Here is a 20,355-nt window from a genome sequence, read left to right on the forward strand (position 1 = left end):
TGTCCCGTCCCTCCGCCGTGTCCCGCAGTACACGGTAGCCATCCGTCCGCCACCCCGCGCGGGCGACGTCGCACCCCGCCGGCGCCCCGCTCAGCGCAGCCGGCGCAGCAGCGCCGAGCCGGCCGCCGCGGTCACCCCGCCCGCCGACCGGACCGCCCGCGGCACGTCGGGCAGCCAGCCGCCCCGGACCGCCTCACCGGCCGGGCTCGGGTCGAAGACGATGCCCGGGTGGGGGGCGATCGGCTGGTTGGTCAGCCCGGCGAGCCGCATGAGCGGCCCCACCAGCACGTCGTACACGCCGGGGAGCACGGTGAAGCCGAACCGCATGATGACGTTGAGCCGCCCCACCGACACCTCCCGGCGGGGCCGGTCGACGCAGTCGACCATGGCCCGGGCCACCCGCTCGGGCGTGGTGACCGGCGGCGGCGGGCGCCCGATCCGGCCCAGGTAGTTCGCCGCCTGCCGTTAGACCGGCGTGTCGACGCTGCCCGGGTTGACCAGGCAGATCCGCACGCCCGGGGTTTCCCGGGCCTCCTGCTGCAGCGCCCGGACCAGCCCCTGGAGGCCCCACTTGGCCGCCACGTAGCCGCTCATGTAGGGCGCCGTGATGTGCCCGAGGACCGAGCCGGTGAGGACCAGCGTGCCGGCCGAGGCGGCCTGGAAGCGGCGCAGCGCCACCCGGGCCACCTCGGCGGCGGCCAGCAGGTCGGTGCGGATCACCTGGTCGAAGACCTCGGCGGGGGTCTCGTCGAAGCGGCCGTAGGCCATCACGGCGGCGGTGTGCACCCAGGCGTCGATGGCGCCGAACTCCGCCTCCGCCGCGTCGGCCAGCGCGGCCACCGCGCCGGGCGCGGTGACGTCCGTCGGTACGGTGAGCACCTCGGCGCCGGCCGCCCGGCACTCCTCGCGTACCTGGGCCAGGGTGGCGGGGGAGCGGGCCGCGAGGACCAGGCGGTCCCCACGGCCGGCGAACTCCCGGGCCGCCGCCCGGCCGATCCCGCTGGTCGCGCCGGTGATGACCACCGTCCGGCTCACGGTTCGAGCACGACCTTGACGCAGCCGTCCTGCTTCTTCTGGAACATCTCGTACGCCCGCGGCGCCCGCGCGAGCGGCAGCCGGTGGGTCCGCAGGTCCTCGACGCCGAGCGGGTCGTCGTCGCCGGCGAGCAGCGGCATGATGTCGTCGACCCAGCGCTTCACGTGGCACTGCCCCATTCGCAGCTGGACGCCCCGGTCGAACATCTCCATGAGCGGCATCGGGTCCTGCTCGCCGCCGTACACGCCGGAGATCGACACGGTGCCGCCGCGCCGGACGGCCTTGAGCGCGGCGTGCAGCACCACGAGCCGGTCGACGCCCACCTTGTCGGTCATGGTCCGGGCCAGCTTGTCCGGCAGCAGCCCGGCGGCGGTCTGGGCGATCTTGCCGGCCGGGGCGCCGTGCGCCTCCATGCCGACCGCGTCGATCACCGCGTCCGGGCCGCGCCCGTCGACCAGGTCGATCAGCGCCCCGGGCACGTCGTCGAGTTCGCTGACGTCGAGCACCTCGATGCCGTGCCGGCGGGCCATCTCCAGCCGCTCCGGCACCAGGTCCAGGCCGATCACCCGGCCGGCGCCGAGGTGCCGGCCGATCCGGGCGCAGAACTGCCCGACGGGGCCGAGGCCGAACACCGCCAGGGTGCCGCCGGGCGGGGTGTCGGCGTACTTCACCGCCTGCCAGGCGGTCGGCAGGATGTCGGAGAGGTAGAGCCAGCGCTCGTCGGGCCCGGTCTCCGGGATCTTGATCGGGCCGAACTGGGCCTGCGGCACCCGCAGGTACTCGGCCTGCCCGCCGGGGACGGAGCCGTAGAGCGAGGTGTAGCCGAACAGCGCGGCGCCCTTGCCCTCGCTGGTCACCTGGGTGGTCTCGCACTGGGCGTAGAGCTGGCGGTCGCACATCCAGCACGAGCCGCAGGAGATGTTGAAGGGGACGACCACGCGGTCGCCGGGCTTGAGCCGGGTCACCCCCGGGCCGACCTCCTCGACGACACCCATCGGCTCGTGCCCCAGCACGTCGCCGGGCTTCAGGTACGGCCCGAGCACCTCGTACAGGTGCAGATCGGAGCCGCAGATGGCGGTCGAGGTCACCCGGATCACCGCGTCGGTCGGCTCCTCGATCCGCGGATCCGGTACGTCCTCGACGCGGACGTCACGCTTGCCCTGCCAGGTCAGTGCCTTCATGCCTGAATGTCCCCTCTTCGGTGCCGTCCACCGGACTGCTACCCGCGGGGGAGGGGTTGAACCGGCGGGGGGCCTGCCCCGCGTACCCCGGAAAAGGGCGACCGCCGCGCCCCCGGGTGCGGGGCGCGGCGGTCGTGTGGGTCGGATGGCGGGGGCTCAGGACCCCGGGGTGCCGGCGCGCTTGGACGTCGCCTTGAGGTAGTCCCGGTTGAGCCGGCCGATGGTGTTCAGCGGGATGCCCTTCGGGCAGGCCGCCGCGCACTCGCCGATGTTGGTGCAGCCGCCGAAGCCGGCCTCGTCGTGCGCGTCCACCATGCCGATCACCCGGGTGTACCGCTCGGGCTGGCCCTGCGGCAGCAGCGAGAGCTGGGTGATCTTGGCGGCGGTGAACAGCATGCCGGACCCGTTCGGGCAGGCCGCCACGCAGGCGCCGCAGGCGATGCAGGCGGCCGAGGAGAAGGCCGCGTCCGCGTCCGCCTTGGCCACCGGCGTGGAGTGCGCCTCGGGGGCGCTGCCGGTCGGCGCGGTGATGTAGCCGCCGGCGGCGATGATCTGGTCGAAGGCGTTGCGGTTGACCACGAGATCCTTGACGACCGGGAAGGCGCGGGCCCGCCACGGCTCGATGTCGATGGTGTCCCCGTCGGAGAACTGCCGCATGTGCAGCTGGCAGGCGGTGGTCCCGCGCTGCGGGCCGTGCGCCTCACCGTTGATCATGAGGCTGCACATGCCGCAGATGCCCTCGCGGCAGTCGTGGTCGAACGCGACCGGCTCCTCGCCGTCGAGGATCAGCCGCTCGTTGAGCACGTCGAGCATCTCCAGGAAGGACATGTCCGGGGACACGTCCTGCACCGGATAGGTCACCATCTGACCCTTGTCCTCGGGGCCCTTCTGGCGCCAGATGCGCAGGGTCAGGTTCACTTGTAACTCCGCTGCGTGGGGTGGACGTATTCGAAGGTCAGGTCTTCCTTGTGCAGCACGGGCTGACCGGTGCCGGCGTATTCCCAGGCCGCCACGTAGGAGAACCGGTCGTCGTCGCGCTGCGCCTCACCGTCGGGGGTCTGATACTCGGCCCGGAAGTGGCCGCCGCAGGACTCCTCGCGGTGCAGGGCGTCGATGCACATCAGCTCGGCCAGCTCGAAGAAGTCGGCCACCCGGCCGGCCTTCTCCAGCGACTGGTTGAGCCCCTCGCCGTCGCCCGGGACGCGGACCCGCTGCCAGAACTCGTCGCGCAGGGTGCGGATCTCGTCGATCGCCTTGCGCAGCCCGGCCTCGGAGCGCTCCATGCCGCAGTGCTCCCACATGATCTGGCCCAGCTCCCGGTGGAACGAGTCCACCGTGCGGTCGCCGTTGATCGCGAGCAGCCGCTGGAGCCGCTCCTCGACCTCGGTCCGCGCGGCCACCGCCTCGGGGTGGCTGGCGTCGACCTTGTCCAGGGCGCCCGCGGCCAGGTAGTTCGCGATGGTGTTCGGCAGCACGAAGTAGCCGTCGGCAAGGCCCTGCATGAGCGCCGAGGCGCCGAGCCGGTTGGCGCCGTGGTCGGAGAAGTTCGCCTCGCCGATCACGAACAGGCCCGGGATGGTCGACTGGAGGTCGTAGTCGACCCAGAGGCCGCCCATCGTGTAGTGCACGGCGGGGTAGATCCGCATCGGGACCTCGTACGGGTCCTCGCCGGTGATCCGCTCGTACATCTCGAACAGGTTGCCGTACTTGGCCTCGATGGCCTTGCGGCCGAGCCGGCCGATGGCGTCGGCGAAGTCGAGGTAGACGCCGAGCCCACCCGGGCCGACACCGCGACCCTCGTCGCAGACGTTCTTGGCGGCGCGGGAGGCGATGTCCCGGGGGACCAGGTTGCCGAAGGAGGGGTAGATCCGCTCCAGGTAGTAGTCCCGCTCGTCCTCTCCGATGTCCTTCGGGCTGCGGGCGTCGCCCTTGGCCTTGGGCACCCACACCCGGCCGTCGTTGCGCAGCGACTCGCTCATCAGGGTCAGCTTCGACTGGTGGTCGCCGGAGACCGGGATGCAGGTCGGGTGGATCTGCGTGTAGCAGGGGTTCGCGAAGTACGCGCCCTTGCGGTGCGCCCGCCAGGAGGCCGTGACGTTGCAGCCCTTGGCGTTGGTGGAGAGGTAGAAGACGTTGCCGTAGCCGCCGGAGGCGAGCACGACGGCGTCGGCCATCTCGGTGCTGATCTCGCCGGTGACCAGGTCGCGGACCACGATGCCGCGGGCCCGGCCTTCGACGATGACCAGTTCGAGCATCTCGTGCCGGGCGTTCATCTCCACGTTGCCCAGGCCGATCTGCCGCTCCAGCGCCTGGTACGCGCCGAGCAGCAGCTGCTGGCCCGTCTGGCCCCGGGCGTAGAAGGTGCGCTGCACCTGCGCGCCGCCGAAGGAGCGGGTGTCGAGCAGGCCGCCGTACTCGCGGGCGAACGGGACGCCCTGGGCGACGCACTGGTCGATGATGTTGACCGAGACTTCGGCGAGCCGGTGCACGTTGGACTCGCGGGAGCGGAAGTCGCCGCCCTTGACGGTGTCGTAGAAGAGCCGGTGCACCGAGTCGCCGTCGTTGCGGTAGTTCTTGGCGGCGTTGATGCCGCCCTGCGCGGCGATGGAGTGGGCCCGGCGCGGGCTGTCCTGGTAGCAGTAGGACTTCACGTGGTAGCCCTGCTCGGCCAGGGTGGCCGCGGCGGAGCCGCCGGCCAGGCCGGTGCCGACCACGATCACGGTCAGCTTGCGCCGGTTGGCCGGGTTGACCAGCTTCATCGCGAACCGGTGGCGGTCCCAGCGGGTCTCGATGGGGCCGTCGGGAGCCTTGGTGTCGGCGATCGGGTCGCCGGTGGTGAAGAGATCCATGTCAGGCCACCAATCCGGTGAGTACGGCGAACGGGACCACGAGGTAGCCGACGCAGAGCGCGACGGCGAGGACGAGGGCCGCGGCACGCGCCCGGCGCTCGCCCTTCGGGGTCTGCTGCCCGAGGCTGCGGAACGCGCTGAACGCGCCGTGCCGCAGGTGGAAGCCGAGCGTGACGATCGCCAGGGTGTAGAAGAGGGTGACGTACCAGCGGTCCGCCGCGAAGTCCTGGACGACGTTGCCGTAGGGGTTGGCCGGGTCGCCCTGTGGGTTCAGGTGACCGGTCGTCAGGTCCAGGATGTGGTAGATCACGAAGAGCAGGATGATCACACCACCCCAGCGCATGGTGCGGGCCGCGTAGTTCACGTGGATCTTCCTGCGGTGCGCGTACGGCACCGGGCGGGCGGCCCGGGCGCGCTTCGCGAGCACGGTGGCCGAGACGATGTGCGCCACGACGGCCACGGTGAGCGCGGTGCGCTGGATCCACAGGTACCAGGTCGACGGCAGCAGCGGCGTTCCGATCTCCCGGAGCCAGTGCGCGTAGTGGTCGAACGAGGTCTCGCCCGTGAAGATCTTCAGGTTGCCGAGCATGTGCAGGATCAGGAACAGCACCAGGATGATGCCCGTCACCGCCATGACGGCCTTGAGGCCGACATTCGAGCGGATGGGCGACCGAGTTTTCGTGATTACCACACGGCCGACGCTAGGAGCAGTTTGATCAGTCGTCCAATGCATCGACCTCGCAGTCTTGATAGCCATAAGCTATACAGATGCAGCTCCATCAGCTCCGGTACTTCGTCGCGGTCGCAGAAGTACGACATTTCACCCAAGCTGCCGATCTGGTGGGCATCACGCAGCCCTCGCTGAGTAAGCAAATTCACGCCCTGGAGACCGACCTGGGGGCCCCGCTCTTCGAGCGGGTAAGGGGCAACATCGCCCTCACCGCGGCCGGCGACGTGCTGCTGCCCCTGGCCAAGCGGATCCTCGCCGACGTGGACACCGCCACCCGGGAGGTGCAGGAACTGGTCGGCCTGCGGCGGGGCCGGGTCCGGCTCGGCGCCACCCCCAGCCTGGCCACCTCGCTGGCGCCCCCGGTGCTGCGCCGGTTCCGCGACGCCCACCCCACCGTCGACCTCCGGGTGGAGGAGGGCGGCTCGCAGGACCTGGTCCGTGACCTGCTCCGCGGCGACCTCGACCTGGCGCTGATCATCATGCCGTCCACCGGCACGGACCCGGGGCTGCGCGCCGACCCGATCCTGCGGGAGAGCCTCGTGGTCGCCTCGGTCGACCCGCTGCCGGCCGCCTCCGAGCGGGGCGAGGTGCGCATCACCGACCTGCGCGACCAGCCGCTGGTGATGTTCCGCCAGGGCTACGACCTGCGCGACGCCACCCTCCAGGCGTGCCGGGCGGCCGGCTTCGAGCCGACCCTGTCGGTGGACGGCGGGGAGCTGGACGCCGTGCTCAGCTTCGTCGAGGCCGGACTCGGCGCGGCCCTGGTGCCCGGCATCGCGGTCACCCGCCGGCCGGGAATCCGGGTGACCCGGCTCGCCCCGCCCGGCGTCCGCCGGACCATCGCGGTGGCCCGCCGCCGCGACGTGGTGCCCACCCACGCCGGCCGCGAGCTGCGCCGCATCCTCCTGGAGTACGTGCACGACGCCACCGCCGCCGACCGGCTCCCGGCCGGTGTGGAACCGCTCTAGCGGCCCTCGGCGTCGTCCATGGCGCGGTAGATGCGCTGCTCGGAGACCGGGTACGGGGTGCCGAGCGCCTGGGCGAAGACGTTCACCCGCAGCTCCTCGATCATCCAGCGGATCTGCCGGACCGCCGCGGACTGCCGCTTCGACGGCGGCAGCGCGGCCAGCAGGTCCTGGTACTCCTTCTGCACCACGGCGATCCGGTCCTGTTGCTGCTTGTCCCGCTGCGGGTTGCCGGTCAGCCGGTCCAGCCGCCGTTCGATCGCGGTCAGGTAGCGCAGCAGGTCGGGCAGGCGCGCGTACCCGGCCTCGGTGATGAAGCCCTTGTGCACCAGGCCGCCGAGCTGGCTGCGGATGTCGGCCAGCGCGGCCACGACGGCCAGGTTCCGCGTGGCGCCGAGGCGCTGCTCCACCGCGTACGCGGCGGCCAGCACCTGCCGCACCCGGCCCATCACCTCGACCACCGTGTCGACCAGGTCGGCGCGGACCCGTTCGCGCAGCGCGGCGAAGCCCTCGGCGTCCCAGGCCGGGCCGCCGGCGTCCGCCATGAGCTTGTCGATGGCCGCGCCCGCCGCGTCCTCGATCAGGGCCGGCACCCCGCCGTGCGGGTTGCGGGACAGCGCCAGCTTGGCCTCGTTGCTGAGCCGGCCCTGGAGGAACTTCGCCGGGGAGGGCACGGTCAGCCGGAGCAGCCGCCGGGTGCCGGCCCAGTGCGCGGCCTCCTGCTCGGCGGGGGAGTCGAACACCTTCACCCCGACTGTCGTGCCCTCGTCGACCAACGCCGGGTACGCGGTGACCGCGTAGCCGGCGCGGACCTGCTCGATGGTGCGCGGCAGGGTGTCGATGTCCCACCCGGTCAGCCCGGTCCGGGCCACGTCGGGCGCGGCGGCGGCGACGACCTGGCGTACCTCCTGGCGCAGCTCGCGTTGCAGGGCCGGCAGGTCCTTGCCCTCGGCGACCGGCTTGTCGTCCTCGCCGAGCACCCGGAAGGTGACCCGCAGGTGCGGCGGCAGCCTGCCCACGTCCCAGGCGTCGGGCGGCACGGTCACCCCGGTCATCCGGCGCAGCTGCCGGGCGAGCGCGGCGAGAAGCGGCTCCTCGCCGGCCGGCAGCTGCGCGAGCGCCGCCCGGGCGTAGTCGGGCACCGGGACGAAGTTGCGCCGGATCGCCTTGGGCAGCGACCGGATCAGCGCGATCACGAGTTCCTCGCGCAGGCCGGGCACCTGCCAGTCGAAGCTCTCCGCCGGCACCTGGTTGAGCAGCGGCAGCGGGATGTCCACGGTGACGCCGTCGGTGGGGGTGCCCGGGTCGAAGGTGTAGGTCAGCGGCAGGGCCACCCCGTCGGCCCGCCACTCGTCCGGGTAGTCGGTCTCGTCCACCCCGGCGCGCCCGGAGTTGACCAGCAGCTCGCGGGTGAAGGTGAGCAGGTCCGGCTGCTCCCGTCGGGTCTTCTTCCACCAGGTGTCGAAGTGCCGGCCGGAGACCACGTCGGCGGGGATCCGCTGGTCGTAGAAGTGGTAGATGGTCTCGTCGTCGACCAGGATGTCGCGCCGGCGGGCCCGGTTCTCCAGCTCCTCCACCTCGGTCAGCAGCCGCTGGTTGTCCGTCCAGAACTGGTGGTGGGTCTGCCAGTCGCCCTCGACGAGGGCGTGCCGCAGGAAAAGCTCCCGGCTCAGCACCGGGTCGATCCGGCCAAAGTTGACCTTGCGGGAGGTGACCAGCGGAATGCCGTAGAGGGTGACCTTCTCGTAGGCCATCACGGCGGCCTGCTTCTTCTCCCAGTGCGGCTCGCTGTAGCTGCGCTTCACCAGGTGCTGGGCGAGCGGCTCGACCCATTCCGGCTCGACCCGGCCGGCCACCCGGCCCCAGAGCCGGGAGGTCTCGACCAGCTCGGCGGCCATCACCCAGCGCGGCGGCTTCTTGAACAGCGCCGAGCCCGGGAAGATCGCGAACTTCGCCCCGCGCGCCCCGAGGTACTCGTGCTTCTGCGCGTCCTTGAGCCCGAGGTGGGAGAGCAGGCCGGGCAGCAGGGACTGGTGCACCTTCGGGGTGTCGATCTCCTCGGGCAGGTCCGCGCCGGCCCCGCGGCGGCCGTCACCCTTGTCCGAGGTGCGCAGCACCTGCCGGAGCTGGCTCACGATGTCCTGCCACTCGCGCACCCGCAGGTAGTTCAGGTACTCCGCCTTGCACATCCGCCGGAACGCGCTGGAGGACAGGGCCCGCTGCTGCTCCCGCAGGTAGCGCCACAGGTTCAGGTACGCGACGAAGTCCGACTCCTTGTCGGCGAACCGGGCGTGCGCCTGGTCGGCCTGGGCCTGCTTGTCGGCGGGCCGCTCACGCGGGTCCTGGATGGAGAGCGCCGCCGCGATGACGATGACCTCGGTGGCGCAGCCGTTGCGCTCGCCTTCGAGGACCATCCGGGCCAGCCGCGGGTCGACCGGGAGCTGGGCCAGCCGCCGGCCGAGCGGGGTGAGCCGCTTCGCCGGGTCGGTCTCGGCCGGGTCCAGCGCGCCCAGCTCGTGCAGCAGGTTCACGCCGTCCGTGACGTTGCGCCGGTCCGGCGGGTCGAGGAACGGGAACGCGGCGATGTCGCCCAGCCCGATCGAGGTCATCTGGAGGATGACCGAGGCCAGGTTGGTGCGCAGGATCTCCGGGTCGGTGAACTCGGGCCGGGAGGCGAAGTCCTGCTCGTCGTAGAGGCGGATGCAGATGCCGTCCGAGGTGCGCCCGCAGCGGCCCTTGCGCTGGTTGGCCGACGCCTGGGAGATCGGCTCGATCGGCAGCCGCTGCACCTTGAGGCGGCTGGAGTAGCGGGAGATCCGGGCCGTCCCCGGGTCCACCACGTACGTGATGCCGGGGACGGTCAGCGAGGTCTCCGCGACGTTGGTGGCGAGCACCACCCGGCGCGCGGCGTGCGGGGCGAAGACCCGGTGCTGCTCGGCCGTGGAGAGCCGGGCGTAGAGCGGGAGGATCTCGGTGCCGAGCAGCGAGCGCTTCTTCTGCACCAGCTTGCCGAGCGCGTCGGCGGTGTCCCGGATCTCCCGCTCGCCGCTGAGGAAGACCAGGATGTCGCCGGGCCCCTCGGCGGCCAGCTCCTCGACGGCGTCGCCGATGGCCTGGATCTGGTCCCGGACGTTCTCCTCGTCCCCGTCGTCCTCCTCCTCGGTCTCGACGACCTCGACCAGCGGGCGGTAGCGCACCTCCACGGGATAGGTCCGGCCGGACACCTCGACGACCGGCGCGGGGTTGCCCTCGGCGTCGGCGAAGTGCTTCGCGAACCGGTCGGTCTCGATGGTCGCCGAGGTGATGACCACCTTGAGGTCGGGGCGGCGGGGCAGTAGCTGCCGGAGGTAGCCGAGGATGAAGTCGATGTTGAGGCTGCGCTCGTGCGCCTCGTCGATGATCAACGTGTCGTACTGGCGCAGCATCCGGTCGGTCTGCAACTCGGCCAGCAGGATGCCGTCGGTCATCAGCTTGACCAGGCTGTTGTCGCCCACCTGGTCGGTGAAGCGCACCTTGTAGCCGACCACGTCGCCCAGCTCGGTGCCGAGTTCCTCGGCGATCCGGTCGGCCACCGTCCGGGCGGCGAGCCGGCGGGGCTGGGTGTGGCCGATCAGCCCGGTGACGCCGCGGCCCAGCTCCAGACAGATCTTGGGCAGCTGGGTGGTCTTGCCGGAGCCCGTCTCGCCGGCCACGATCACCACCTGGTGGTCGCGGATGGCCGCGGCGATGTCGTCCCTGCGCTCGCTGACCGGCAGCTGCGCCGGGTAGGTGACCGTCGGCACGGCGGCCCGCCGGGCGGCCAGCCGCGCCTCGGCCCGGGCCACGTCGGCCGCGATCTCGGCCAGCGCCGACTCCCGCCGCTGCGGGTCACGCAGCTTCCGCACCCCGTCCAGCCGGCGCTGGAGCCGGCGCTGGTCGCGGAACATCAGGGCGGACAGGCGGCGGTGCAGGTCGCGGGCGGTCTCGGGTACGGCGGGTGCGGCTGGATTCTGCATGTCGTCGCCAAGGATAGGCAGGCGTACGGCGGAGCGCCCCCGGGTTACCGGCGACCGTGGCCGCCCGCGCGCCCTCCCAGGTGGGCGCGGGTGGCCGGGCTAGAGTTTCGGCCGAGGCGAGGTCCGACGACGGGACGGGATGATCATGCGCGACACCGACCGGGCGCTGGTGCAGGCCGCGATGGCCGTCGCCAAGCTGCGCTGCCGTAGCGACAACCACACCGTCGCCGCCGCCGCGCGGACCACGGACGGCCGGGTCTTCAGCGGCGTGAACGTTTACCACTTCACCGGCGGCCCGTGCGCCGAGGTGGTGGCCATCGGGGCCGCCGCCACCCAGGGCGCGGGGGACCTGGAGACCATCGTGGCGGTGGGGGACCGGGGCCGGGGCGTCATCCCGCCGTGCGGCCGGTGCCGGCAGGTGCTCCTCGACTACTTCCCGTCGATCCGGGTGATCGTCGGGCCGCCGGACGCGCTGCGGGCGGTCCCGGTGACCGACCTGCTGCCGGAGACGTACGTCTGGTCGGACCACCAGGTGGAGGTCCCGGTCGGGCCGCCGCGCACCGGGGTGTGGCCGATGCCGGTGGTGCCGGGCAGCCGCCAGTCCGCCGAGGACTGACGGCTCCGCACCGCAGTGGCTCCGGCAGGTCTTGCGACGCTTCTACAACGTTGTAATACTCGGGTCGTCCCCGCGACGAGGAGGCCCCGATGACATCCCAGCTGATCGAGGACGAGACCCCCGTCGAGGCCCTCGGCGACCTCTACCGCGACGGCATCACCGCCTGCCGTGGCGCCTTCTCCACCGACTGGGTGGAGCGGGTCGACGAGGACATCGACGCCGCGTTCCGGGAGGCCCGCTCCCGCCCCGACGGCGCGGTCGGCCGCGGCCCGGAGCGCTGGTACGTCGAGATCCACCCGGAGCAGCTGCGCGGCTTCGTCGACCTGGTCACCCACCCGTGGGTGGTGTCGGTGTGCCGCGCGGTGCTCGGCCCCGACTACGAGATCGTCGAGCTGGGGTTCGACATCCCGTTCCCCGGCGCGAAGATGCAGCCGTGGCACCGGGACTTCCCGATGCCCGAGGAGACCCGCCTGCGGCGCCGGCTCACCTCGCTGGCCTTCAACCTGACCACGGTGGACACCGTCGAGGAGATGGGGCCGTTCGAGATCGCCCCGGGGACGCAGTGGGACGACGGCCGCGACTTCGACCACGAGATGTTCCCGCCGAAGGACCGGTACCCCCGTTACGAGTCCCGCGCGGTCCGCAAGTACCCGAAGCGCGGCGACATCTCGGCGCGCTCCGCGCTCACCATCCACCGGGGCACCCCGAACGTCAGTCAGCTCGCCCGGCCCGTGCTGGTGCTCGGCGTCGACGCGCCGGGCGCGGGCAACGCCGCCCACCACGACCTGGCGGTCACCCGGGACTACTGGGCGGGCCTGCCGGAACCGGTCCGGGCGCACCTGCACTGCCCCGTGGTCGACACCCTCGTGCCGATCCGCCAGAAGCACACCATCGAGGGCCTGGTGATGGGCGCGGAGTAGGCCGCCAGGTCAGTCCCCGGTGGCCGCCTCCAGCATCGAGCGGGGCACCGGCACCTGCTCGAAGCGGACGTTGCCCTCCGGCACCATCCAGCTCAGCACCTGTGCCTCCAGCCGCCCGGCGCGGACGGCCGGGTCGTTGGCGTAGAGGTCGCGGGCCATCTGCGGGTCGACCGAGAGCACGGCGATCCCGCGGATCCGCTCGTCGTCACCACCGAGGAACGGGCCGGCCGCGAGCACGGCGCCCTGCTCCACCAGCCCGGCCTGATGGGCCAGGTGCGCGTCCTGGAGCCGGTCGAGCGCGTCCTGGGGCAGGTCGGGCGCGTCGTCCGGCCGGACCAGGAGCACCACGGTGTGCTGGTCGAATCGCATGCCCTCAGGGTAGGGGCTGGCGGGCCCGCAGCGCCCGGATCGACCAGTCGAGCACCGGGGCCAGGCTCTCCACGGGCGGCCAGCCGTTGACCACCGAGAGCAGGCGCAGGTACCGCTCCCGGCGCGGGTCGCCGGCGGCCTCCAGCCGGTCCAGCAGCCGCCGCCGCAGGTCGGCGTCGTCCGGGCGGCCGCACAGCCGCGCGTACCGGCTCGTGGCCGCGGCGACGACCCCGTCGGCCCGGGGTGACGCCGGGTCCACGCCGGCGGCCAGCGCCGGGGTGACCTCCTCGCGGACCACGGCGACCGCGTCGCGGCGGACGCCCGGCACGCCGGCCCGGTCGGCCGCGTGCTGCTCCGCCAGCCGCCGCAGGCCCGCCCGGAAGCCCGGATCCAGGGCCAGCTCGGCCAGCTCCACCCACGCCTCGACCTGCTCCTCGGCGGGGTCGTCGGGCAGCTCGGGGGTGAGCGAGCGGCGGATCCCCGCGAACCCCGGCCCGGTCAGGCCGGCGAAGGCGGCGTCGAGGAACTCGTCGACCAGCCGCCGTCGCTCCGCCGCGGCCAGCCCGGCCAGCCGGTGCAGTTGTTCGGCCTGGGTGGCCGTGGCCCCGCGCCGGGCCACCACGGTCAGCACCGCGCGGCGCAGCCGCAGCACCCGGATCTGGGTGGCCAGGGCGTCGGCGTGCGCCGCCGCGACCTCGGGCAGCCCGACCTCCCGCTCCACCACCCGGCGCACCGTCGGCAGGTCCACCCCCAGCTCGCGCAGCGTCCGGACCAGCTCCAGCCGGGCCAGGGCGTCCGGGCCGTAGCGGCGGTGACCGGTCGGGCCGCGGTCGCTCGGCGGCACGATCCCGCGGTCGGACCAGAAGCGGATGGTCTTCACCGGCAACCCGGTCCGCCGGGCCAGGTCACCGATGGAATAGCACGCGTCCATGCGCCCACCCTGCCGCCTCCCCCCGCTGGAGGCGCAAGCCGCACATCGACAACGCCGAGTTAGGCGTGCCTAACCAGCTCGGTTAAGGTAAGGCGTACCTAATCCGAGAGGCGAGCACCCCCTGTGACCACCGTCGCCGTCCGGCCCGTCCGGGCCGACGCCCCCACCCGCCGCGGCACACCCCGCCGCCTCGCGGTCACCGTGGCGGCGGCGCTCCTGCTCGTCGTCGCGCTGCTGGCCAGCCTGGCGCTCGGCAGCCGCCACCTCCCCGTCGACCAGGTGTGGCACGCCCTGGTCGCCCCGGACGGCGGCGAGGCCACCACCGTGGTCCGCGAGCTGCGGCTGCCGCGGACCGCCCTGGGACTGGTCGTCGGGCTCGCCCTGGCCCTGGCCGGGGTGCTCTTCCAGGCCGTCACCCGCAACCCCCTCGCCGAGCCGCGCATCCTCGGGGTCAGCGCAGGCGCGTCCTTCGGGGTCGTGCTGGCCATCGCCGTCTTCGGCGTGAGCACGCTCACCGGGTACGTCTGGTTCGGCATCGCCGGCGCGCTGCTCGCCGGGCTCCTGGTCTTCGCCGTCGCCAACCGCACCCGCGAGGGCGCCAGCCCGGTCACCCTCGCGCTGGTCGGCGCGGCGCTCGACGCCGGTCTCGCCGCCGTCGTGTACGCGCTGCTCAGCATCGACGCCCGCACCTTCGAGGAGTACCGGTTCTGGGTGGTCGGCGGCCTCACCGGCCGGGACGTCGGCGTCGCCGGGCAGGTGCTCCCGTTCGTCCTCGCCGGCACGGCTCTGGCGGCGCTGGCCGCTCGCGGCCTGGACGCGCTGGCCCTCGGCGACGACGTCGCCCGCGGTCTCGGCCACCGGATCGCCCTGGTCCGCCTCGCCGCCGGGTTCGGCGGGGTGCTGCTCACCGGCGCCGCGGTGGCCGCCGCGGGGCCGATCGCCTTCGTCGGGCTGGCCGTGCCGCACCTGGCCCGGGCCCTGGTCGGCGCCGACCACCGGTGGACCCTGCTGGTCGCCGCGCTGCTCGGGCCGGCCCTGGTGCTCGGGGCCGACGTGGTCGGCCGGCTGGTGGCCCCGCCCGGCGAGGTCCCGGCCGGCATCATCACCGCGCTGGTCGGCGCGCCGCTGCTCGCCTTCCTGGTCCGCCGCGCCAAGGTCGTGACCGCATGACGGCCTCGTCCACCGCCCTGGCGGGGCGGTCGCTGCTGCGGGTCGGCCCGCTGACCGTTCCGATGCGCCGCCGCCCGGTGCTGGTCGCGGTCACGCTCGTCCTGCTGCTCGCCGCCGCCGTGGTGCTCAGCCTCTCGCTCGGCACGCCGTACGTGGCGCCGGCCGACGTGCTGCGCGCGCTCTCCGGTGCCGGCACCCCGTACGACCTCGTCGTGCTCGACCTGCGGCTGCCCCGCGCGGTGCTCGCGGCGCTGGCCGGCGCGGCGTTCGGCGTGGCCGGCACCCTGATCCAGAGCGTGGCCCGCAACCCCCTGGCCAGCCCCGACGTCATCGGGGTGACCCAGGGCGCCGGCCTGGCCGCCACGGTGGCGCTGACCAGCGGCGCCGCGGCGGTCCTGGTGGCGCCGGCCGCGCTCGTCGGCGGCCTGGTGGCGGCCGTCCTGGTCTTCGCCCTCGGCGCCCGGCACGGCCTGGCCGCGCAGCGGTTCGTGCTGGCCGGCGTGGCGGTGGCGTTCGCGCTCCGGGCGCTCACCGAGGTGGTGATGCTCTCGGCCGACCCGATCGACGGGCTGCGCGCCCAGCTCTGGCTGATCGGCACCCTGGCCGGCAAGGGCTGGACCGAGGCGGCCTGGATCGCCGGCACCCTCGCCGCGCTGCTGCCCGTCCTGCTCTGGGCGGGGTGGGCGCTGCGCAGCACCGCGCTGGACGACGACACCGCCCGGGGGATCGGGCTGCGCCCGGTGGCCCGCCGGGTCGGGCTGGCCGCCACCGGCGTGCTGGCCGCCGCCACCGTCACGGCCCAGGTCGGCGCGGTGGACTTCGTGGCGCTGGTCGCCCCGCAGGTGGCCCGGCGGCTGGTGCGGGCGGAGCGGCCGCCGCTGCTCTGCTCCGCCCTGCTCGGCGCGCTGCTGCTGGTGCTGGCCGACCTGGCCGGCCGCCGGCTGTTCGCCCCCACCCAGCTTCCGGCCGGCGTGCTCACCGCGGCGATCGGCGGCCCGTACCTGATCTTCCTGCTGCTGCGGACCCGAGGGAGGCGGTCGTGACCGCGATGCTGTCCACCCGCGACCTGGTCGTCGGCTACGAGACCCGGACCGTGCTCGACGGGCTGGACCTCGACCTGCCCGCCGACGCGTTCACGGTGATCGTCGGGCCGAACGCGTGCGGTAAGTCCACCCTGCTGCGCACCATGGCCCGGCTGCTCACCCCGCGGCGCGGCGCGGTGCTGCTCGACGGCACGGCGATCCGCGACCTGCCCACCCGCGAGGTGGCCCGGCGGCTCGGCGTGCTGCCGCAGAGCCCGCTGGTGCCCGAGGGGATCACGGTCGCCGACCTGGTCGGCCGGGGCCGCCAGCCCTACCAGCGGTGGTGGCGGCAGTGGTCCGCGGAGGACGGCCGGGCCGTCGACGAGGCCATGGCCATGGCCGACGTGGCCGAACTGGCCGACCGGCCGGTGGACACCCTCTCCGGCGGCCAGCGGCAGCGGGTCTGGATCGCCATGACCCTGGCCCAGGACACCGAGGCGCTGCTGCTGGACGAGCCGACCACCTTCCTCGACCTGGCCCACCAGGTGGAGGTGCTGGACCTGCTGCACCGGCTGCGCGCCGAGCGGGGCCGGACCGTGGTCGCCGTGCTGCACGACCTCAACCAGGCCGCCCGCTACGCCGACCACCTGGTCGCCATGCGTGCCGGAGCGGTGGTCGCCGCCGGCCCGCCGCGCGAGATCCTCACGGCCGACCTGGTCCGCGACGTCTTCGGGCTCGACTGCGTGGTCGTGCCCTGCCCGGTCACCGGCGCCCCGCTCGTGGTGCCCGCCCTGACCCACACCTCGGCCGCTCCAGCCGCCACGCCGGCCCCGGCCGGCGCCTCCGTCGGCGACGCGTGACCGCGCGCCGACCCGTACCCGTCATGAAAGGACCCTTGATGCGTCGTCTCGCCGTCGCTCTCACCGCGGCCCTCGCCCTCGGCGTGGGCCTCACCGCCTGCGGGGAGAGCGATCCCGTCTCCGGCACCAGCGCCGGGGAGACCCGGGAGATCACCCACGCGATGGGCACCACCAAGGTGCCCGCCGAACCGAAGCGCGTCGTGGTGCTCGACACCGACAAGATCGACACCGCGCTCTCGCTGGGCGTCACCCCGGTCGGCGCGGCCACCGCCGGCGAGGCGAAGAGCTGGCCCACCTACTTCGGCGCGGACAAGCTGGCCGGCATCAAGGAGGTCGGGGTGCTCACCGAGCCCGACCTGGAGGCGATCAACGCGCTCAAGCCGGACCTGATCCTCGGCAGCAAGTTCCGCCAGGAGAAGTTCTACGACGAGCTGTCCGCCATCGCCCCGACCGTGTTCACCGAGAAGGTGGGCATCACCTGGAAGGAGAACTTCCTCCTCGACGGCAAGGCCCTGGGCCGGGAGCAGCAGGCCAAGGACCAGCTCGCCGCGTACGAGAAGCGGGCGAAGGACTTCGGCGCGAAGCTCGGCGACGCCTCGTCGCGGAAGGTCTCCATCGTGCGCTTCATCCCGGGCAACATCCGGGTCTACGGCCCGGACTCGTTCTCCGGCATCGTGGTCGGCGACACCGGCCTGGGCCGCCCGCAGCGGCAGCTGCTGGAGGGCAAGGAGGACAAGCGCTTCGACCTGGTCAGCCCCGAGCGGGTCAGCGAGGTCGACGGCGACGTGGTGTTCGTGACCGCGTACGGGGAGAAGGCCGCCGCCGAGCAGGCGAAGGTCACGGGGGGCAGCCTGTGGCAGGGCCTGTCCGCGGTGAAGGCGGGCAAGGCGCACGTGGTCTCCGACGAGGTCTGGATGACCGGCATCGGCGTCGGCGCCGCCAACAAGATCCTGGACGACCTGGAGAAGTACCGGGCCGCCTGAGCCACCGACCGTCCGTGCCCGCCCGGCCCCGTGCCGGGCGGGCACTGTCGTCCTCAGGCCGGGAGCGGGTGGTCGGCCTCGAACCGGTCGCGGGTGAGGAAGGCGAGCTGGGCCCGCTTGTCCGGCATGTCGATCTCGGCGTCGAGGGTGAAGCCCTCCCGCTCCAGCCGGCGCAGCGCGCGCTCGTTGCGCACGTCCGGCTCGACGACGATGCGCTGCCGCGTCGGGTCGGTGAAGAGGAAGCGGGCCAGCGCCGGCCCGACCGCCGAGGTGAGGCCGGGGAGCTGCCAGCCGGGCGCGAGCAGCAGGTGCATCCCGACGTCGCCGGTGCGGACCGGGTAGCGCTCGCCGACCGGGTCGGCCTCGGGCTGGTAGGTCTGGAACAGGCCGACCGGCGTCCCGTCCAGCGTGATCAGGTACGCGTGGTGCGTGGCCAGCCCGTCGAGGAACGTGTAGACCTCCCGCACGTCGGCCTCGGTGTGCTCGCTCATGCCCCAGAACCGGGCCCACGGCTTGTTGACCCAGCCGTGCAGCAGCGCCGCGTGCGTCGCCGGCTCGACCGGGACGAGCCGCAGCTCGCCGAGGCCGGGCAGCTTCTCCTGGTACGTCATGACGGGTCTCCCTCTCGCGTGAGGTCCGCGTCGGGCACCGGGATCAGCTCGCCGGCCGCCCAGCGCGGCAGTTGGTCGTCGAAGTGCGGGTCGCCCACGCGGCCGGAGGCGCCGAACGGCACCACCCAGCGGCTGCGGGAACGGTCGGTGAGGTCCCAGACGTAGCGAGCCACCGGGCCCCGCCAGCAGGCGTCGGAGACGCCGGGGACGCTGGAGGTGGCGAGCACGCAGTCGGTGTCGCCGCCGAGGGCCACCCGGTCGCGCATGGCCACCACCGCGGCGTCGACCTCGGGGGCCGCGCCGAGGTGCACGGGGTGCAGGCGGTGCCGCGTGCCCCACGCCGGGGCCGGGCCGGCGGCCGCCACCTCGGCGAGCGCGGCCACGGCGACCGCGTCGACGTCCACCCCGAGCCGGTCCGCCCCGCCGGCCAGCCCGTCGAGGGCGTGCCCGAGCCGCGCGAGGGGGTCGGTCCACGGCGCGAACAGCTCGTCGTACCGGGCCGGGGCGCGCAGCGGTCGCAGCCGGGGGTGGTCGTGCAGCCGGCGGACCAGCGCGGTGCGCCAGGCCGCCCAGGCGCCGGCGCCGGTGCTGTCGGCGGCCATCCGGCCGTCCCAGGCGCGCAGCCGTTCCCGCAGCGCCCGTGCCGCCGGGTCGAGCGTCGCCGGGTCGAGCCGGTCGAGCACCGCCCGCAGCGGGCCGACCGCCAGCCGGGTGTCGACGTGCACGGCGTCGGCGGGCACGTCGGCGGCGAGCAGGTCCCGGATCCGCGCGGCGCGGTGCGGGGGCGCGAAGTCGACCCCGAGGTCGGCCACGTCGTCGCGGCGGTCGTTGGCGCAGACCGCCACCCCGGCCACCTCGACCGGCTTGGCCTCGGCGTACCGGCCGGACCACCGGTAGCGCGCCTCCCAGCCGGGCACCGGCACCCACCGGCAGCGGTCGTCGCGCAGCGGCACCAGCCCGGCGACGAGCTGGCGTACGCCGCCGTGCCGGTCGGCCACCAGCACGCTGTTCACCGGCTCGACCCAGCCGCGCAGCGCCTCGGTGACGTCGTCCACGGTTCGCGACCGCAGCAGCGGCAGCAGCGCGTCGAAGCCGAGGTCCGCCTCGACCCGGGCGGGGATCCGCAGGCTGAGCGCCTCGCCGGTGTGCCGGTCGTGGTCGATCACCGGGCCGCGCGGGGTCTCGATCACCTCGACCGGTTCGGGGGCGGCGCCGCGGACCCGGATCCGCTCGACGTGGTGGCGGGCCGGCAGCCAGCCGTCGGCGTCCCGGACCAGCACCCGCCCGCCGTCGCGGCGCACCTGCTCGCGGTAGACGTCCTGGTAGTCGGCCATCGCGTTGGTGACCGCCCAGGCCACCTCGCCGGCGTGGCCGAAGTGCGGCAACCCTGGCACGCCGGGGAAGGCGAATCCGAGCACGTCGAACTCGGGGCAGGCCAGCCGGACCTGCTGGTAGATCCCGGGCAGCTCCAGCACCCGGTGCGGGTCGCCGGCCAGCACCGCCCCCCGCCCGGCGACCGGGTCGCCGGGCACCACCCAGGCGTTGCTGCCCGAGCCGCCCGGACCCTCGACGGCGAACAGGCCGGTCGTCGCCGGGCCGAGGGTGGCCTCCACGTGGGCCCGCCAGAGCTTGTTGGGGAATGTGCCGAAGAGAATGTGCTGGACCAGGAAGACTCCGAGCGGGGACCACGGCCGCCACCGGCCGGGGGCGCAGCCGGTCGCCGAGAACTCCGGGGCGCTGGCCGCGCCCTCGGCGAGCCCGGCGTTCACCCCGTCGACGTACGCGGTGACCCAGCGGCGGGTGGCGGGGGAGAGCCGCCGGAAGCAGCGGGCGGCGGTGTCGGCGAGGCGGGCCCGCCGGGCGAACCGGTCCCAGCCCAACTCGCCCGGGCCGAGGTGTTCGGCCAGCCGGCCCTCGGCGCGCCACCGCTCGACCTCGATCTGCCAGGCCCGGTCGAGCGCGGCGGCCCGGCCCTGGAGCCGGGCCAGCTCCTCGACGCTGTTCCCCCACAGCTGCGGCACACCCCAGGCGTCACGCCGGATGCCGGTCACCGGCCGGCCGTCGCGGACACGTCACCGGCCGGCCACATCATGAACATCGACTTAGGTTACCCTTCCC

18 protein-coding genes are annotated in these 20,355 nt (G+C 73.9%); 7 read left to right on the forward strand and 11 right to left on the reverse strand.

All coding sequences use genetic code 11. The features are described 5' to 3' along the window. Positions 1 to 90: 90 nt before the first annotated feature. The 6 genes from F8274_RS31945 to F8274_RS12370 all read right to left on the reverse strand — a co-directional run bounded on the left by F8274_RS31945 (position 91) and on the right by F8274_RS12370 (position 5,798). A complete protein-coding gene (locus tag F8274_RS31945) occupies positions 91 to 399 on the reverse strand; it encodes a hypothetical protein (protein WP_225853752.1) in 309 nt (102 codons plus the stop codon). 66 nt (positions 400 to 465) lie between these two features. Continuing rightward, positions 466 to 1,035, reverse strand: coding sequence for an SDR family oxidoreductase (locus F8274_RS31950; protein ID WP_225853753.1), 570 nt, complete (start codon positions 1,033 to 1,035; stop codon positions 466 to 468). Further along, the gene (locus F8274_RS12355) at positions 1,032 to 2,216 is read right to left on the reverse strand and encodes a zinc-dependent alcohol dehydrogenase (RefSeq protein ID WP_151462441.1); all 1,185 of its coding nucleotides are present in this window, start codon (positions 2,214 to 2,216) and stop codon (positions 1,032 to 1,034) included. Before F8274_RS12355 ends, F8274_RS31950 begins: the two co-directional genes overlap by 4 nt. A gap of 156 nt (positions 2,217 to 2,372) precedes the next feature. After that, positions 2,373 to 3,134: a succinate dehydrogenase/fumarate reductase iron-sulfur subunit gene (locus tag F8274_RS12360; protein WP_151462442.1), complete on the reverse strand. Its 762-nt coding sequence runs from the start codon at positions 3,132 to 3,134 to the stop codon at positions 2,373 to 2,375. Beyond that, positions 3,131 to 5,065: a fumarate reductase/succinate dehydrogenase flavoprotein subunit gene (locus F8274_RS12365; RefSeq protein WP_151462443.1), complete on the reverse strand. Its 1,935-nt coding sequence runs from the start codon at positions 5,063 to 5,065 to the stop codon at positions 3,131 to 3,133. Before F8274_RS12365 ends, F8274_RS12360 begins: the two co-directional genes overlap by 4 nt. A 1-nt stretch (position 5,066) precedes the next feature. Then, complete coding sequence (locus tag F8274_RS12370) at positions 5,067 to 5,798, reverse strand: succinate dehydrogenase cytochrome b subunit (protein ID WP_192579808.1); 732 nt, start codon at positions 5,796 to 5,798, stop codon at positions 5,067 to 5,069. Positions 5,799 to 5,827: 29 nt separating this feature from the next. Between F8274_RS12370 and F8274_RS12375 the strand changes: the two genes are divergently transcribed. Then, positions 5,828 to 6,763, forward strand: coding sequence for a LysR family transcriptional regulator (locus F8274_RS12375; protein WP_192579809.1), 936 nt, complete (start codon positions 5,828 to 5,830; stop codon positions 6,761 to 6,763). Here the strand turns inward: F8274_RS12375 and hrpA are convergent. Then, the gene (gene hrpA, locus F8274_RS12380) at positions 6,760 to 10,755 is read right to left on the reverse strand and encodes an ATP-dependent RNA helicase HrpA (protein WP_151462445.1); all 3,996 of its coding nucleotides are present in this window, start codon (positions 10,753 to 10,755) and stop codon (positions 6,760 to 6,762) included. The two genes, F8274_RS12375 and hrpA, sit on opposite strands and share 4 nt — an antisense overlap. 145 nt (positions 10,756 to 10,900) lie before the next feature. Between hrpA and F8274_RS12385 the strand changes: the two genes are divergently transcribed. After that, the gene (locus F8274_RS12385; RefSeq protein ID WP_225853754.1) at positions 10,901 to 11,371 is read left to right on the forward strand and encodes a cytidine deaminase; all 471 of its coding nucleotides are present in this window, start codon (positions 10,901 to 10,903) and stop codon (positions 11,369 to 11,371) included. 89 nt (positions 11,372 to 11,460) lie between these two features. Beyond that, a complete protein-coding gene (locus F8274_RS12390; protein WP_151462447.1) occupies positions 11,461 to 12,291 on the forward strand; it encodes a phytanoyl-CoA dioxygenase family protein in 831 nt (276 codons plus the stop codon). Between the two features lie 9 nt (positions 12,292 to 12,300). On the opposite strand, the gene F8274_RS12395 is transcribed toward F8274_RS12390, so the two are convergent. Beyond that, a complete protein-coding gene (locus F8274_RS12395; RefSeq protein WP_151462448.1) occupies positions 12,301 to 12,660 on the reverse strand; it encodes a YciI family protein in 360 nt (119 codons plus the stop codon). A gap of 4 nt (positions 12,661 to 12,664) precedes the next feature. Beyond that, the gene (locus F8274_RS12400) at positions 12,665 to 13,591 is read right to left on the reverse strand and encodes a MerR family transcriptional regulator (RefSeq protein WP_151462449.1); all 927 of its coding nucleotides are present in this window, start codon (positions 13,589 to 13,591) and stop codon (positions 12,665 to 12,667) included. A 123-nt stretch (positions 13,592 to 13,714) separates the two neighbouring features. Between F8274_RS12400 and F8274_RS12405 the strand changes: the two genes are divergently transcribed. The 4 genes from F8274_RS12405 to F8274_RS12420 are packed head-to-tail and all read left to right on the forward strand — an operon-like array spanning position 13,715 to position 17,626. Then, on the forward strand, positions 13,715 to 14,761 hold the full coding sequence (locus F8274_RS12405) for an iron ABC transporter permease (RefSeq protein WP_151462450.1): 1,047 nt from the start codon (positions 13,715 to 13,717) through the stop codon (positions 14,759 to 14,761). After that, positions 14,758 to 15,804, forward strand: coding sequence for an iron chelate uptake ABC transporter family permease subunit (locus F8274_RS12410; RefSeq protein WP_225853755.1), 1,047 nt, complete (start codon positions 14,758 to 14,760; stop codon positions 15,802 to 15,804). The genes F8274_RS12405 and F8274_RS12410 overlap by 4 nt, the downstream gene beginning before the upstream one ends. Continuing rightward, the gene (locus F8274_RS12415; protein ID WP_370518225.1) at positions 15,801 to 16,643 is read left to right on the forward strand and encodes an ABC transporter ATP-binding protein; all 843 of its coding nucleotides are present in this window, start codon (positions 15,801 to 15,803) and stop codon (positions 16,641 to 16,643) included. Before F8274_RS12410 ends, F8274_RS12415 begins: the two co-directional genes overlap by 4 nt. A 38-nt stretch (positions 16,644 to 16,681) precedes the next feature. After that, positions 16,682 to 17,626, forward strand: a complete 945-nt coding sequence (locus tag F8274_RS12420; protein WP_151462451.1) for an ABC transporter substrate-binding protein — start codon at positions 16,682 to 16,684, stop codon at positions 17,624 to 17,626. A 53-nt stretch (positions 17,627 to 17,679) separates the two neighbouring features. On the opposite strand, the gene F8274_RS12425 is transcribed toward F8274_RS12420, so the two are convergent. Further along, positions 17,680 to 18,237, reverse strand: a complete 558-nt coding sequence (locus F8274_RS12425) for a GNAT family N-acetyltransferase (RefSeq protein WP_151462452.1) — start codon at positions 18,235 to 18,237, stop codon at positions 17,680 to 17,682. Beyond that, positions 18,234 to 20,288, reverse strand: a complete 2,055-nt coding sequence (locus F8274_RS12430) for a penicillin acylase family protein (protein WP_151462453.1) — start codon at positions 20,286 to 20,288, stop codon at positions 18,234 to 18,236. Before F8274_RS12430 ends, F8274_RS12425 begins: the two co-directional genes overlap by 4 nt. Positions 20,289 to 20,355: the final 67 nt, after the last annotated feature.

Source organism: Micromonospora sp. AMSO31t (assembly GCF_008868175.1).
Classification (GTDB): domain Bacteria; phylum Actinomycetota; class Actinomycetes; order Mycobacteriales; family Micromonosporaceae; genus Micromonospora.

Excerpts from the sequence above, each read along its gene's own strand:
- F8274_RS12400 (WP_151462449.1), bottom strand. The coding sequence starts at position 13,591 with ATGGACGCGTGCTATTCCATCGGTGACCTGGCCCGGCGGACCGGGTTG.
- F8274_RS12420 (WP_151462451.1), top strand. The coding sequence starts at position 16,682 with ATGCGTCGTCTCGCCGTCGCTCTCACCGCGGCCCTCGCCCTCGGCGTG.
- F8274_RS12425 (WP_151462452.1), bottom strand. The coding sequence starts at position 18,237 with ATGACGTACCAGGAGAAGCTGCCCGGCCTCGGCGAGCTGCGGCTCGTC.
- F8274_RS12385 (WP_225853754.1), top strand. The coding sequence starts at position 10,901 with ATGCGCGACACCGACCGGGCGCTGGTGCAGGCCGCGATGGCCGTCGCC.
- F8274_RS12410 (WP_225853755.1), top strand. The coding sequence starts at position 14,758 with ATGACGGCCTCGTCCACCGCCCTGGCGGGGCGGTCGCTGCTGCGGGTC.
- F8274_RS12395 (WP_151462448.1), bottom strand. The coding sequence starts at position 12,660 with ATGCGATTCGACCAGCACACCGTGGTGCTCCTGGTCCGGCCGGACGAC.
- F8274_RS12390 (WP_151462447.1), top strand. The coding sequence starts at position 11,461 with ATGACATCCCAGCTGATCGAGGACGAGACCCCCGTCGAGGCCCTCGGC.
- hrpA (WP_151462445.1), bottom strand. The coding sequence starts at position 10,755 with ATGCAGAATCCAGCCGCACCCGCCGTACCCGAGACCGCCCGCGACCTG.
- F8274_RS12370 (WP_192579808.1), bottom strand. The coding sequence starts at position 5,798 with ATGCATTGGACGACTGATCAAACTGCTCCTAGCGTCGGCCGTGTGGTA.
- F8274_RS12365 (WP_151462443.1), bottom strand. The coding sequence starts at position 5,065 with ATGGATCTCTTCACCACCGGCGACCCGATCGCCGACACCAAGGCTCCC.
- F8274_RS12355 (WP_151462441.1), bottom strand. The coding sequence starts at position 2,216 with ATGAAGGCACTGACCTGGCAGGGCAAGCGTGACGTCCGCGTCGAGGAC.